The sequence below is a fragment of the Pseudomonas sp. OTU5201 genome (genome assembly GCF_038440135.1).
Taxonomy (GTDB): Bacteria; Pseudomonadota; Gammaproteobacteria; order Pseudomonadales; family Pseudomonadaceae; genus Metapseudomonas; species Metapseudomonas resinovorans.
Genome location: NZ_JASATC010000015.1, coordinates 24,647 through 38,731, shown reverse-complemented (window position 1 = coordinate 38,731; position 14,085 = coordinate 24,647). Strand labels below are relative to the sequence as shown.

The 14,085-nt window shown below is 61.7% G+C and carries 15 protein-coding genes; 4 read left to right on the top strand and 11 right to left on the bottom strand.

Annotated features, from left to right (window positions below; all coding sequences use genetic code 11):
* From era to rpoE, 9 genes are all read right to left on the bottom strand, one after another.
* Positions 1-903, bottom strand: a complete 903-nt coding sequence (gene era, locus AAHM40_RS11590) for a GTPase Era (protein WP_028626356.1) — start codon at positions 901-903, stop codon at positions 1-3.
* Positions 896-1,585 (bottom strand): ribonuclease III, encoded by a 690-nt coding sequence (gene rnc / locus AAHM40_RS11585; RefSeq protein ID WP_342244775.1) that lies wholly within the window; start codon positions 1,583-1,585, stop codon positions 896-898. Before rnc ends, era begins: the two co-directional genes overlap by 8 nt.
* The gene (locus tag AAHM40_RS11580; RefSeq protein ID WP_028626354.1) at positions 1,582-1,959 is read right to left on the bottom strand and encodes a DUF4845 domain-containing protein; all 378 of its coding nucleotides are present in this window, start codon (positions 1,957-1,959) and stop codon (positions 1,582-1,584) included. The genes rnc and AAHM40_RS11580 overlap by 4 nt, the downstream gene beginning before the upstream one ends.
* Before the next feature lie 115 nt (positions 1,960-2,074).
* On the bottom strand, positions 2,075-2,929 hold the full coding sequence (lepB, locus tag AAHM40_RS11575) for a signal peptidase I (protein WP_342244774.1): 855 nt from the start codon (positions 2,927-2,929) through the stop codon (positions 2,075-2,077).
* Positions 2,930-2,934: 5 nt separating this feature from the next.
* Positions 2,935-4,734, bottom strand: a complete 1,800-nt coding sequence (gene lepA / locus AAHM40_RS11570; RefSeq protein ID WP_137823094.1) for a translation elongation factor 4 — start codon at positions 4,732-4,734, stop codon at positions 2,935-2,937.
* A 151-nt stretch (positions 4,735-4,885) separates the two neighbouring features.
* Positions 4,886-6,310, bottom strand: coding sequence for a DegQ family serine endoprotease (locus AAHM40_RS11565; protein ID WP_342244773.1), 1,425 nt, complete (start codon positions 6,308-6,310; stop codon positions 4,886-4,888).
* Positions 6,311-6,502: 192 nt separating this feature from the next.
* The gene (locus AAHM40_RS11560; protein ID WP_342244772.1) at positions 6,503-7,453 is read right to left on the bottom strand and encodes a MucB/RseB C-terminal domain-containing protein; all 951 of its coding nucleotides are present in this window, start codon (positions 7,451-7,453) and stop codon (positions 6,503-6,505) included.
* 8 nt (positions 7,454-7,461) lie between these two features.
* Entirely contained in the window at positions 7,462-8,055 is a 594-nt protein-coding gene (locus AAHM40_RS11555) for an RseA family anti-sigma factor (protein ID WP_342244771.1), read from the bottom strand.
* Positions 8,056-8,086: 31 nt separating this feature from the next.
* On the bottom strand, positions 8,087-8,668 hold the full coding sequence (gene rpoE / locus AAHM40_RS11550) for an RNA polymerase sigma factor RpoE (RefSeq protein ID WP_028626348.1): 582 nt from the start codon (positions 8,666-8,668) through the stop codon (positions 8,087-8,089).
* A gap of 381 nt (positions 8,669-9,049) precedes the next feature.
* Here rpoE and nadB point away from each other — a divergent pair, with 381 nt between their 5' ends.
* Entirely contained in the window at positions 9,050-10,666 is a 1,617-nt protein-coding gene (nadB, locus tag AAHM40_RS11545) for an L-aspartate oxidase (RefSeq protein WP_342244770.1), read from the top strand.
* On the opposite strand, the gene AAHM40_RS11540 is transcribed toward nadB, so the two are convergent.
* Positions 10,635-11,087: a protein YgfX gene (locus AAHM40_RS11540; RefSeq protein WP_342244769.1), complete on the bottom strand. Its 453-nt coding sequence runs from the start codon at positions 11,085-11,087 to the stop codon at positions 10,635-10,637. The genes nadB and AAHM40_RS11540 overlap by 32 nt on opposite strands.
* Positions 11,071-11,325 (bottom strand): FAD assembly factor SdhE, encoded by a 255-nt coding sequence (locus AAHM40_RS11535; protein WP_028626345.1) that lies wholly within the window; start codon positions 11,323-11,325, stop codon positions 11,071-11,073. The genes AAHM40_RS11540 and AAHM40_RS11535 overlap by 17 nt, the downstream gene beginning before the upstream one ends.
* 119 nt (positions 11,326-11,444) lie before the next feature.
* On the opposite strand from AAHM40_RS11535, the gene ygfZ reads away from it, so the two are divergent.
* The 3 genes from ygfZ (at position 11,445) to AAHM40_RS11520 (ending at position 14,077) form a co-directional block, all read left to right on the top strand.
* Positions 11,445-12,386, top strand: a complete 942-nt coding sequence (gene ygfZ, locus AAHM40_RS11530; protein WP_342244768.1) for a CAF17-like 4Fe-4S cluster assembly/insertion protein YgfZ — start codon at positions 11,445-11,447, stop codon at positions 12,384-12,386.
* 32 nt (positions 12,387-12,418) lie between these two features.
* Positions 12,419-13,255, top strand: coding sequence for an HDOD domain-containing protein (locus AAHM40_RS11525; RefSeq protein WP_342244767.1), 837 nt, complete (start codon positions 12,419-12,421; stop codon positions 13,253-13,255).
* 66 nt (positions 13,256-13,321) lie between these two features.
* On the top strand, positions 13,322-14,077 hold the full coding sequence (locus AAHM40_RS11520; RefSeq protein ID WP_342244766.1) for a substrate-binding periplasmic protein: 756 nt from the start codon (positions 13,322-13,324) through the stop codon (positions 14,075-14,077).
* The last annotated feature ends 8 nt before the right edge of the window (positions 14,078-14,085 follow it).

The window sequence follows — 14,085 nt, the reverse complement described above, 5'->3', positions numbered from 1 at the left end:
TCAGAGGTCGTTGTAGCCCAGGGAACGCAAGGCACGCTCGTCGTCGGACCAGCCTCCCTTCACTTTCACCCAGAGGTTGAGCATGACCTTGGAGTCGAACATGGTCTCCATGTCCTTGCGGGCGTCCTGGCCGATGCGTTTGATGCGCTCGCCACCGTCGCCGATGATGATCTTCTTCTGGCCATCACGCTCCACCAGGATCAGGGCGTGGATGTGCAGGATATGACCTTCCTGCTTGAACTCTTCGATCTCCACGGTGATCTGGTAGGGCAGCTCGGCGCCCAACTGCCGCATGATCTTCTCGCGCACCAGCTCGGCTGCGAGGAAGCGGCTGCTGCGGTCGGTGATCTGGTCTTCCGGGAAGAAGTGGTCACCTTCCGGCAGACGCTCGGACACAAGGCGCTCCAACGTATCCAGGTTGTGTCCCTGAAGGGCGGAAACCGGAATCAGTTCAGCGTTTGGCAGTTGCTCCTGGAGCCAGGCCAGGTGCGGGATAAGGTCGCCCTTCTCTTCCAGGCGGTCGGTCTTGTTCACCGCGATCAGCACGGGGCCTTGCACGTACTGCACGCGCTCCAGCACCAGTTGGTCTTCTTCGGTCCAGCGGTCACGGTCAACCACGAAGACAACCACGTCCACGTCCTTCAGGGCCGCCGAGGCGCTACGGTTCATGTAGCGGTTCAGCGCCTTGTCGCTCTTCTTGTGCAGGCCGGGGGTGTCGACATAGATCGCCTGGACATTGCCCTCGGTCTTGATGCCGAGCATGTTGTGCCGGGTGGTCTGTGGCTTGCGCGAGGTGATCGCCAGTTTCTGCCCAAGGATGTGGTTGAGCAGCGTGGACTTGCCCACATTGGGGCGGCCGACGATGGCAACGTAGCCGCAGCGGGGGGTATCGATATCAGTCATTGCCGTTCTCCACACCGAGGGCAACCAGGGCGGCAGCCGCAGCCACCTGTTCGGCGATACGGCGGCTGGCGCCCTGGCCCTGGGTCTTGTCATTCAACAGGGTGACCTCGCACTCGACGAAAAACGTCCGGCAGTGCGGTTCACCCTGGATATCCACCACTTCATAACGTGGCAGTTCGCAGGCCCTGGACTGCAGAAATTCCTGCAAGCGGGTCTTGGGATCCTTGTTGGTGTCCACCAGGGTCAGGCCTTCGAGTTCGTTGGCCAGCCAGGCGAGTACGCGCTCACGCGCGGCCTCCATGCCGGAATCCAGGTAGATGGCGCCTATCAGCGCTTCCAGTGCGTCAGCGAGAATTGATTCACGGCGGAAACCGCCACTCTTCAGCTCACCCGAGCCCAGGCGCAGGTACTCGCCCAGCTCGAAACCGCGGGCGAGCAGCGCCAGGGTCTCGCCCTTAACCAGTCGCGCACGCAGTCGTGACAGTTGCCCCTCGCGGGCCTGCGGAAAACGCTCGAACAGCGCCTCGCCGGCGACGAAATTGAGGATGGCATCGCCGAGGAATTCGAGGCGCTCGTTGTTGCGCCCCGCGTAACTGCGGTGGGTCAGGGCCAGAATCATCAGACTCTGGTCCTTGAAGGTATAGCCGAGCTTACGCTCGAGACGGCTGAGGGATACGCTCACTGGGCTCGCACACGGAATTCTTTATCGAAGCGCACCACCAGATCGAGGTTCTCGACCAGAGGTTCGCGTTTTTCATACTTGAGGTGGGCCTGGAATTCGTTGTTCTCCAGGGTCACCTTCAGGGACTTTTCCAGGTCAAGGTCACGGATGCCATTCACCTGCATGCCCTTGCTGACATGGCTGTAGAAATCGGGAATGGACCTGATTTCCAGGGCCTTCTCGGTTTCCACCGAAGTAATGATCTTCTCCAGAGAGAAGAAATCGAGATAGTGCGGGATGACCTTGAAGGCGGTGCTGGCCAGGAAAGCCACTATGGCCAGAACCAGCAGCCAGCCCATAACCGACATACCCTTCTGCTTACGCGCGAACGTCATGATCGACCTCAATGTCTGTGTTTTTATGGAGGCCGGTTGGCCCGCAAGCAAGACTATATAGCGACTGCGGCGCTGTCATGAACAACGCCGCAAAACCGCAATGGCGAGCGGGTTATCAGTGAATCAGGCCCACTCGGGAGAAGTTCGGCAGATTGCGCATCTTGGGATCGGGCCAGCTCATCCACACGGCAAACGCCTTGCCGACGACATTCCGGTCCGGGACCATGCCGAGCTGGTCCTTCGGGATACGCGAATCGTTCCAGTAGCGGCTGTCATTGGAGTTGTCCCGGTTGTCGCCCATCATGAAGTAATGACCCTGGGGCACTACCCACTCGCGACCCGGCTCCATGCGGTAGCGCTTCATTTCCTTGCGGATCAGGTGCTCGGCTTCGCCCAGTTTCTCTTGGTAAAGCATGGCGCTACCCAACGTGCCCGGCTCTTCGCCCAGCAGCTTTTCGGCGACGGGCTTACCGTTGACGGTCAGATGCTTGTCGCTGCTGTAGGCAATGCGGTCGCCCGGCAGGCCGATCACCCGCTTGATGTAGTTGATGTTCGGGTCGCTGGGATAGCGGAACACCATGACATCACCGCGCTGCGGATCGCCCACCTCGATCACCTTGTTATCCAGCACCGGCAGGCGGATGCCATAGGCGAACTTGTTGACCAGGATGAAATCGCCCACTTCCAGGGTCGGCTTCATCGAGCCGGACGGGATCTGGAAGGGTTCCACCAGGAAGGAGCGCAGCACCAGTACGATGGCCAGTACCGGGAAGAAAGACTTCCCGTACTCCACCAGCAGTGGCTCCTTGTTCAGCTTGTCGACCACCTCCGGGTCGGGCTCGCCGACTTGCCCCTCGTAGGCAGCAATCGCAGAGCGCCGGCGCGGGGCCAGCAGAACCAGATCGATAAGCGCGAGCACGCCGCAGACTGCCACGGCGATAACCAACAACAGCGGGAAATTGATCGACATAGACCCTAGCTATCCACTTTGAGCACAGCGAGGAAGGCTTCCTGCGGGATTTCCACGCTGCCGACCTGCTTCATCCGTTTCTTACCGGCCTTCTGCTTCTCCAGCAGCTTTTTCTTACGGCTTACGTCGCCGCCGTAGCACTTGGCCAGAACGTTCTTCCTGAGCGCCTTTACGGTAGTACGCGCAACAATCTGACCACCGATCGCCGCCTGAATCGCCACGTCGAACATCTGCCGCGGGATCAGTTCCTTCATCTTCTCGGTCAGCGCACGACCCTTGTAGTGGGCCTGGTCGCGATGCACGATGAGTGCCAGGGCATCGACCTTCTCGCCGTTGATCAGCACATCCAGCTTCACCAGATTAGCCGGTTCGAAACGATCAAAGCTGTAGTCCAGCGACGCATAGCCACGACTTACCGACTTCAGGCGGTCGAAGAAGTCCAGCACCACCTCGTTCATCGGCAGGTCGTAGCAGACCTGGACCTGCGAGCTGAGGAACTGCATGTCGCGCTGGACGCCGCGTTTCTCGATGCACAGGGTAATGACGTTGCCCAGGTGCTCCTGGGGAACCAGGATGTTGGCGCGCACGATGGGCTCGCGCATCTCGTCGATGGACGCGAGGTCGGGCAGCTTGGACGGGTTGTCGACGTAAATCGTCTCGCCATTCTTCTGCACGATCTCGAAGACCACGGTGGGGGCAGTGGTGATCAGGTCCAGGTCATATTCGCGCTCCAGGCGCTCCTGGATGATCTCCATGTGCAGCATGCCGAGGAAGCCGATGCGGAAACCAAAGCCCAGGGCTTCGGAGCTTTCCGGCTCGTACTGCAGGGCGGCGTCGTTCAGGGTCAGCTTCTGCAGGGCTTCGCGGAAGTCTTCGAAGTCATCGGAGCTGACCGGGAACAGGCCGGCGTAAACCTGCGGCTTGATACGCTGGAAGCCCGGCAGCACGTCCACGTCAGGGGTGTTGGACAGGGTCAGGGTATCGCCCACCGGCGCACCATGGATGTCCTTGATGCCCGCAATGATGAAGCCCACTTCACCGGCCTTCAGATCGGCCATCTCGGTGTGCTTCGGGGTGAATACGCCGACGCTGTCCACTTGGTGGAGCTTGCCGGTGGACTTCACCAGGATCTTGTCGCCCTTCTTCACCCGGCCGTGCTTGACGCGTACCAGAGAGACAACGCCCAAGTAGTTGTCGAACCAGGAGTCGATGATCAGGGCCTGCAACGGTGCGTCGATCTCGCCTTCAGGGGCAGGGATCACCTCGACCAGACGCTCCAGCACATCGATCACGCCCATGCCGCTTTTGGCACTGCAGGGCACGGCGTCGGTGGCGTCGATGCCGATAATGTGTTCGATCTCTTCCTTGACCCGCTCCGGCTCGGCCTGGGGCAGGTCCATCTTGTTCAGCACCGGCATTACCTCGAGGCCCTGCTCGATGGCGGTGTAGCAGTTGGCCACGGACTGAGCTTCCACGCCTTGGCCGGCATCCACCACCAGCAACGCGCCTTCGCACGCGGCCAGCGAACGACTGACCTCGTAGGTGAAGTCCACGTGGCCGGGGGTATCGATGAAATTCAGTTGGTAAGTCTTACCGCTCTGCGCCTTATAGTGCAGCGTGACGCTGTGGGCCTTGATGGTGATGCCACGCTCGCGCTCCAGGTCCATGGAGTCCAATACCTGGGCCTCCATCTCGCGATCGGACAGGCCGCCGCACATCTGGATGAAGCGGTCTGCCAGGGTCGACTTGCCATGGTCGATGTGGGCGATGATGGAGAAATTGCGGATATGACTCAGGTCACTCACAGGTCAACACTCAAGAAAGCCGCAAGCAGGTTGCTCGCCGAAAAATAGCGGGGGAGTTTACCTGATCGGCGGCCAGCCCGTCACGCCCATGCGGCGGAAGGCATAAACGAAAAAGGGCGGCCATTGGCCGCCCTTATGCACTCTAACCGCGCTACTCAGCCAGTTTGAAGGTGATGAAGCTGGCACGCCCCTGACGCAGCACACGCATGGATACCGAACGATTCTTCGGCAGTTCCTTCGCCACCTGGGTGAAAGCCTTGGCCGAGGTGATGGCCTGATTGTTCAAGTGGGTGATCACATCACCCGGACGCAGGCCCATCATGGCCGCCGGACCGTCCTGGACCTCCTTGATCACAACGCCACCCTGGATATCCAGCGCCTTTTTCTGCTCATCGGTCAGTTCGACCACGCTCACACCAAGGCGATTAATGTTGCGTTCGACGCCATCGCCGGTGGCGGCGGCCATTTCCTCGCCATCTTCCGGCAGGGCGCCAATGGCCATGTCGAGGGTCTTGCGACTACCGCCGCGCACGACTTCCAGCCGGATCTTGCTACCAGGCTTGAGATTTCCTACCAGGTGCGGCAGGTCAGCGGAAACCACAATGGGCTGACCATTCATGCTGAGGATGACATCCCCCACCTGCAGACCACCCTTGGCTGCTGGGCCACCTTCCTGAACCTGGGCCACCAGCGCGCCGGCCGGCTTGTCCAGACCAAAGGATTCGGCCAGGTCTTTATTCACTTCCTGGATCACGACGCCGAGCCAGCCGCGGTTCACCTTACCCTCGGACTTCAGCTGATCCGCGACGCTCATGGCCACGTCGATCGGGATGGCGAAAGACAGCCCCATAAAGCCGCCGGAGCGGGTGAATATCTGCGAGTTGATACCGACCACTTCGCCATCCAGGTTGAACAGCGGGCCACCGGAGTTACCCGGGTTGATGGCGACGTCGGTCTGGATGAACGGCACATAGTTCTCGTTCGGCAGGCTGCGCCCCTTGGCACTGACGATACCGGCCGTCACCGAGTGGTCGAAGCCAAACGGCGAACCGATGGCCAGCACCCAGCTGCCCACCTTGAGCTCATCGGATTTACCGATCTTCACGATCGGCAGATCCTTGCCCTCGACCTTCAGCAGTGCCACGTCGGTACGCGGATCGGCGCCAATCAACTTGGCTTCCAGCTCGCTGCGGTCGGAGAGGCGCACGATGATCTCATCGGCGCCAGCCACCACGTGATTGTTGGTCAGGACATAACCGTCCCTGGAAATGATGAAACCGGAACCAAGCGACTGTGCTTCGCGCTGGCGACCGCCCTGCGGATTACGCGGTACCTGCGGCATGTTGCGCTCGAAAAACTCGCGCAGCATCGGCGGCAGACCTTCCAGATCTGGCATTACTTGGGCCCCGGCCGCACCACGTTGTGGCAGCTTCTGCCGGGTACTGATGTTGACGACTGCCGGAGACGCCTCTTCGACGAGAGGCGTGAAGTCCGGCAGTTCGGCACGAGCCACAAGGGTCTGACCAAGCAACAGCATGGCTGCCATGGCAGTCATGCAGGATTTGAGGTTAAGCATCGACATACAGCTCCCGTCGCATAACGAGTGGTATGAACTCGCCGAGCCGCCCGGCCCGACGAGCAAAGCAGAAACATAAAAGCAAAACGAGCCCGGAGCGTCAGCCCCAGGCTCGGTGGAACATCGTGAAAAAGACAAAGCGGGAGCCGAGACTCCCGCACCGCGATACGGTTACAGATCCTGTAGCAGGGATCATTGTGTCGCAGAGGCCTCCGCTGCCCGCATGGACAGGGCGACCCGTTCGGCCGTTCCCAGCGGGATTTCGCCGACCACAGTCACCATCACGTCGCCGTCCGCCGTACTGAGCCGCTTGGACACCATCACCGTCGGCCCTAACTGGCTGCGCGCATCTTCGACCACTGCGCCATGCAGTGGCTCGAGAAACACCGAGAAACGTGCAAGGCCATCGCTGTAAAGCAGGCTGGACACAGGATCGGATGACACAGGGCTACGACGCTCCTGGGCACTGGACAGGCTGAACCCCGGAGGCAGCCACTCGGACCGCCAGTGGGCAGGCTTGTCGCCCGACGCCTCGGCGAAGCGCACGGCCTTGCAGGCGGAGCTGGGTTGCAGATCAGCATCAGCCGGAGTCCCTGCGGTATCGATACGGGTGAACTGGAAGCGCTCCAGAAGCTGCCCCTTGTCGCTGAGGAGCAGGGACTTGAGCGGCAGGCCGGTATCGCGATCCAGATGCAGCTCGAAGCCGTAGCGATGCTGGTCGCGCGGGGTCAGGGTCAGCACCGTGGCCGGTCGCCCGGCTACACGTGATTCACCCGCCAGACGCAGGTCATACCACTCGGAAAGCTGCTTGGTGTCGAGCGTCCGGGCAGGCCAGACCTGGGCATCGGACAACTGATCGGAAAGGGACCCCCCCACGCACTGGGTGCGGCCATTGACCCGCACCACTTCCTGAGCTGGCCCATCGAGCTGTAACAGACGCTCGCGCACTTCCCCACCCTGCTGGACCTGATGCCAGACTTCATGCGTGGAGAAGCTCCCATTTCGCTCGTAGACGAACGTTCCCTGGAAACTCTGGCGCAGCTCCGCATCAGCGAGGCGCTGCAGCCAGTCCTGAGCGTCGGCGGCCAGAGCTGGTTGAGCCAACCAGCCGCCAAGCAAAAAGAATACCGGTAGTGCGCGCATGTTCCTCCTCAGCGGCTCTCCAGACTGGCAGCACGGGCATAGGGCAATGCGCTATCACTACCACTCATCGCAGCCTGCTGCGCGTGCTGCCGCAGGTAGGCCGGCAAACGCTTCTCGTGCCAACCGGAAGACGACTGTGTCGCGCCGATGGGCTGCTGAACCTGCTGGGCATCTTCACTATAGCCAGCCAGAACGGCACCTTTCTGCGCCTGCGGCATAACCATCGTGGGTTGGCTGCCCTGCTGCTGCGCCAACTGCTGGACGCCTGCGACCTCGTCCTGGTTATACAGGCGTACACCGGCCAGCACAGCCACGGTCACCGAAGCTGCAACGGCCAGTCGCCCCAGGCTGCGCCACGGACCCCGTACCACCTTCGTCGGTGGCGCGGCTTCTTCGGCCAGGGCGGCCGATACCGCGGCTGCGATGTCCAGGCGCGGCTCCAGCAGCTCCTTGTGCATCACGGCCCGAGCAATCTGGTAACGCGACCAGGTAGCCCGTAGTTCTTGATCTCCGCTGGCGGCGAGAACTCGACGCAGCTCCAGTTCGTCCGCCTCGTTATCCATCACCGCGGACAGCGATTCCTGCAAAGCTTCACGACTCATGGCGGTTCCCCTCTTGGCTGTCGCCGCTGTCTCAGGTTCCATGCAACAAGGGTTGCAAGGCTTTATCGATGGCTTCCCGCGCTCTGAAGATACGGGATCGCACAGTACCCACCGGACACTGCATGACACTGGCAATGTCTTCATAACTAAGACCATCGAATTCGCGCAGGGTTAGCGCCGTGCGCAAATCTTCCGGCAGTTGCTGGATGCTCCGGTGCACTGTGGCCTCGATCTCATCGCGGAGCAGGGCTCGCTCCGGCGACTCGATATCCTTGAGGGCGTGGTCACCGTCATAAAATTCGGCGTCCTCAGCACTTACATCACTGTCTGGCGGGCGTCTTCCACGCGCCACCAGATGGTTTTTCGCCGTGTTGATGGCGATGCGGTACAGCCACGTATAAAACGCACTGTCGCCGCGGAAGTTTCCGAGCGCGCGGTAAGCCTTGATGAAGGCTTCCTGGGCTACGTCCTGGGCTTCCTGGGCGTCATGCACGAATCGCACGATCAGCCCGAGAATCTTGTGCTGGTACTTCAACACCAGCAGATCAAAAGCCCGCTTGTCGCCCTGCTGCACCCGTTCGACCAGTTGCTGATCCTCTTCCTGGGTTAGCATGAACACTCCTCGTCGATCTGGAAGGGGTGTTGCGCCAGCCAGTGGATCGGCTTGCCAAAATAGACTCGGGCGTTGCGCAAAAGTTCTCCCCTCCAAGCAAGCTTCCTGCAGATTGTTTTTTCATCTGCACGGAATGACGCAGCAGAGCCTGCGGCCATGCTGCGCCGAATATAAGTCGCTTGATCTACAGGCATCCGGGCTGCACATTTCATGTGCATTCGTTGCGTAAGTGTAAGCAAGCACCGTCTCTTCAAAATGGTGACCCTGAATGGAACCTGAACGACTAAAAAAGTTCCGTGGCACCACGCAGGATCATAAGCGCGCTATTGTGCCGCCCACCCCGGCTATATACTAGCCGCCGCTTTTTTCGCGGGAACCGACATGAGCCAACATTTCCAGCATGACGTACTGGTCATCGGCAGCGGCGCCGCCGGCCTGACCCTGGCCCTCACCCTGCCCTCGCACCTGAACATCGTCGTACTCAGCAAGGCCGACCTCAGCAATGGGTCGACCTACTGGGCCCAAGGTGGTGTGGCTGCTGTGCTGGACGATACCGACACGATCGATTCCCACGTCGAAGACACCTTGATCGCAGGCGCCGGCCTGTGCCGCGAAGACGCCGTGCGCTTCACGGTAGAGCACAGCCGCGCGGCCATCCAATGGCTGATCGACCAAGGCGTGCCCTTTACCCGCGACGACGAAAGCGCCCGCGAAGACGGCGGCTTCGAATTCCACCTCACCCGCGAAGGCGGCCACAGCCACCGGCGCATCATCCATGCTGCCGACGCCACTGGCGCTGCCATTTTCAACACCCTGCTGGAGCAGGCGAAGAAAAGGCCGAACATCCAGCTACTGGAACAGCGTGTCGCCGTCGACCTGATCACCGAGCGCAAGCTCGGCCGCGAGGGCCAGCGTTGCCTGGGCGCCTACGTGCTGAACCGCAATAATGGCGAAGTGGACACCTTCCATGCCCGCTTCACTGTGCTCGCTTCCGGCGGCGCGGCCAAGGTCTACCTCTATACGAGCAACCCCGACAGTGCCTGCGGTGACGGCATCGCCATGGCTTGGCGCGCCGGCTGTCGGGTGGGTAACCTGGAATTCAACCAGTTTCACCCCACCTGCCTTTATCACCCTCAGGCAAAGAGCTTCCTGATCACCGAAGCCGTGCGCGGCGAAGGCGGCCTGCTCAAGCTGCCCAATGGCGAACGCTTCATGCAGCGTTTTCATCCGCGCGCCGAACTGGCCCCGCGCGATGTGGTGGCCCGCGCCATCGACCATGAGATGAAGCGCCTCGGTGTGGACTGCGTCTACCTGGACATCAGCCACAAGCCAGCCGAGTTCGTGAAGAGCCACTTCCCCACGGTCTACGAGCGCTGCCTGGACTTCGGTATCGATATCACCCGTGAGCCGATTCCGGTGGTACCGGCGGCCCACTACACCTGCGGCGGCGTGGTGGTGGACCAGCATGGGCGAACCGACATCCCCGGCCTCTACGCCATCGGCGAGACCAGTTTCACTGGCCTGCACGGCGCTAACCGCATGGCCAGCAACTCTCTGCTGGAATGCTTCGTCTATGGCCGCTCGGCCGCGATGGACATCCTCAGCCAACTGGGCGAAGTGCCGATGCCCGCCCACCTTCCAACCTGGGACGCCAGCCAGGTAACCGACTCGGACGAGGACGTGATCATCGCGCACAACTGGGACGAGCTTCGGCGGTTCATGTGGGACTACGTCGGCATCGTGCGCACCAACAAACGCCTGCAGCGCGCCCAGCACCGGGTACGCCTGCTACTCAGCGAAATCGACGAGTTCTATAGCAACTACAAGGTCAGCCGCGACCTGATCGAACTGCGCAACCTGGCGCAGGTGGCGGAACTGATGATCCGATCGGCCATGCAGCGCCACGAGAGCCGTGGCCTTCATTACACCCTGGACTATCCGGATCTGCTGCCCGAGGCCAAGGACACTATTCTGGTTCCGCCCATCTTCGGCGACTGAAGCCCAACCTCACCCGCAACCGGCGGTGCTGTTCCTGATGCAGGGCATCCGCCGGTATGCACAGCCCCCTCCCCCAACACTGCCCCGGTACTTGGAAGCGCAGGATCACCGCCAACGGCAGCGCCAGGCTGTCCGGGCGCAACTGCACCGGCCGCCAGCCGTCGGCCGCGCACCAGAGCTGCCAGCCGTCGTTATCATGACGCAAGCCGGTAAAGGCGTTGGGAGAAGTCAGAAGAATCTGCCTGGGTAGGCACCAGGCAGCGTGCACCGCGCAAGCCACGAAGCCGGCAATCCGCGCCCAGAGTGGAACATTGGCAACCGACAGGGCCAGGACGGCCAGGCACGAGAGGATCAGGTAGAGCGCCAGTAGGCGCCGCGATGGGCGCCAGTGGCATTCGAAGGTGTTACTTGGGCTGGACACGATCCAGGATCATGCGAACCATGCGCCGCAGGTCCGCATCCTCCGGCTCGCCGCGCTGCATGAACCAGCCGAACATATCCTGGTCTTCGCATTCCAGCAGCTTGCGGTAACGAGCCTGGTCTTCGGCGTCAAGGCTCGGATATACCTCCTTCACGAAGGGCACCAGCAACACGTCCAGTTCAAGCATGCCGCGACGGCTGTGCCAGAAGAGTCGGTTCAGTTCAATTGAGTCGGCCATCACAGCGCCTCCAGGAAATAGGCGCGCATTATAACCACAGCCGCCGCCCCGAGCACCCGCTGACAAGCCACCAGCGGAACTCTATGATGGCGCCCCAGACATTTTTCCAGCGATCCGCAATGGCCGACTCAGCATACTTCTGTCCGCTCTCCCACGAAGGCCTGCTCGCCGTACGCGGCGTGGATGCCGCGAAATTCCTCCAGGGCCAGGTGACCTGCAACCTCAGCTACCTGGACGAGACCACCACCAGCCTGGGTGCCCGTTGCACGCCCAAGGGCCGAATGATTTCCAGCTTCCGCATCCTCACCCAGGGCGAGGGCTTCCTGCTGGCCCTGGCCAGTGACCTGGTAGAAGCGCAACTGGCCGACCTGAAGAAATACGCCGTCTTTTCCAAGTCCACCCTGACCGATGAAAGCGCCAACTGGGTGCGTTTCGGTCTCAGCCAGGGCGATGGCGCCCTGCTCGCCCTGGGCCTGGACCTGCCGCAGTCCGCTGACAGCGTCACTCGCAAAGGTGACCTGATCGCCGTACGCCTCTCCGACGGCCGCGCCGAACTCTGGGCCCCCAAGGACGAAGCCACCACCCTGGAAGCCCGCCTGGCTGCGCAGCTGCCACAGGCACCGCTGGACGCCTGGCTGCTGGCCCAGGTACGCGCGGGCATCGGCCAGGTGTTCGGTGCTACCCGTGAGCTGTTCATCCCGCAGATGATCAACCTCCAGGCGCTCGGCGGCGTCAGCTTCAAGAAAGGCTGCTATACCGGCCAGGAAATCGTCGCCCGTATGCAGTACCTGGGCAAGCTCAAGCGTCGTCTCTACCGCCTGGCTCTGGTCGCAGGCGAACTGCCCCAACCGGGCGTCGAGCTCTTTTCCCCTGTGCACCAGAGTCCGGTGGGTGAAGTGGTGTTGGCGGCCCCGACGACGGACGGTTGCGAGCTGCTCGCCGTGTTGCAGGAAGACGCCGTGAACGACGGGCGTATCCACCTGGGAGCCGCCGATGGTCCGGCACTGAACCTGCTCGACCTGCCCTATACCCTGAACGCTGACCGCGAAATCCAACGCTAGCCCGCCCCTGCCGGCCACTGACGAGACATTCAATGAGCAAGCTTGCCGACAAAGTCCTACAGGAGCTCATCCAGGCCATCGAAAGCGATGAACTGGTGCTTCCGACCCTACCGGAAGTCGCGCTAAAGGTGCGCGAGACCGCCGAAGACCCGAACGCCGGCATCCAGGACCTGACCAAGGTGATCGGAAACGATGCCGCGTTGACTGCCCGCATCATCAAGGTGGTGAACAGCCCGCTGCTGCGCACCAACAAGGAAATCACCGACCTGCAGATGGCCATCAGCCGGCTGGGCATCAACTACACCAGCAACCTGGCCACCGGTCTGGCCATGGAGCAGATGTTCCAGGCCACCACGGACGTGGTCGACCGCAAAATGCGCGAAGTCTGGAACAAGAGCACCGAAATCGCTGGCATTTGCCATGTGCTTTGCCGCCACTACACCCGCTTGATGCCCGACCAGGCGACCCTGGCTGGCCTGGTGCACCAGATCGGCGTGCTGCCCATCCTCACCTACGCCGAGGAACACAACGAACTGCTGGCCGACTCCATCAGCCTCAATCATGTAATCGAGCGCATCCACCCGCTGATCGGCGACCGCATCCTGCGCGCCTGGGAATTCCCCGAGCCGATCGCCGCCGTGCCCAGCCAGTACCTGGACTTCAGCCGCAACTCGGCGCGCGTCGACTACATCGACATTGTCCAGGTGGCCACCCTGCAGAGCTACCTCGGCAGCGAGCACCCCTACACCCAACTGGACTGGAGCCAGGTGCCCGCATTCGCCAAGCTCGGCCTCGACCCGAACGTCGACATGCAGGCAGACGAAGACCTCTCCGCCGCCATGGAGGCGGCTATGAGCCTGCTCCAGTAAAACCCGCACGCATCCTCCATCCAGCGCTAGACTCAGGCTTCCCCTGACGTCGCTGGATGGACCCGGATGCGCGTACTCCTTCTCTCCTTATGCCTGCTTTGCCACGGCTTGGTCGCGGCAGAAGAAGTGCGCCTGACCAACGGAGAATGGGCGCCGTACCTGGGCGCCAGGCTTCCCCACCAGGGGGTGGCCTCACGCATTGTCGAGGAAGCCTTCGCCCTGGAAGGCATCAAGGTGAAGTGGGAGTTCTACCCCTGGGCACGCTCGATGCATCTGGCCGAGCGCGGCGAGCGCGCTGGCACGGCCGTCTGGCTGCGCAGCCCGGAGCGGAAAGCGCGCTTCTTCATCAGTGAGCCGGTGGTGGACAGCACCTACTACTTCTTCCACCGCAAGGATCACCCTCTGGACTGGCAGCAGGTTTCCAACCTCAAGGGTCTGCAGCTCGGCGGCGCCCTGGGCTACGACTATGGGGCGGACTTCCAGCGCGCCGAAAGTCACGGCCAGATCAAGGTCAAGCGACTGAGCGGTGAAGAGCAAGGCCTTCGAATGATCCTGGCCGGTCGGCTCGACGCATTTCCCATGGACAAGGTCGTCGCATTCGCCCTGCTGAACGACAAATTCAGCTCCGCCGAACGCGCACAGATGAGCTTTCACCCACACCCGCTACGCAGCGACAGCCTGCACCTGATGCTTTCCCGAGAGGTGCCCGGCAATGCCGAGCTGATCGCACGCTTCAACAAGGGCCTGTCGCAACTACGGGAAAGCGGCAAGGTCGCCCGCTACCTCATGGAAGTGCAGCAGCCGCTGAGCCTGGCGCCATAGGGCGGTTA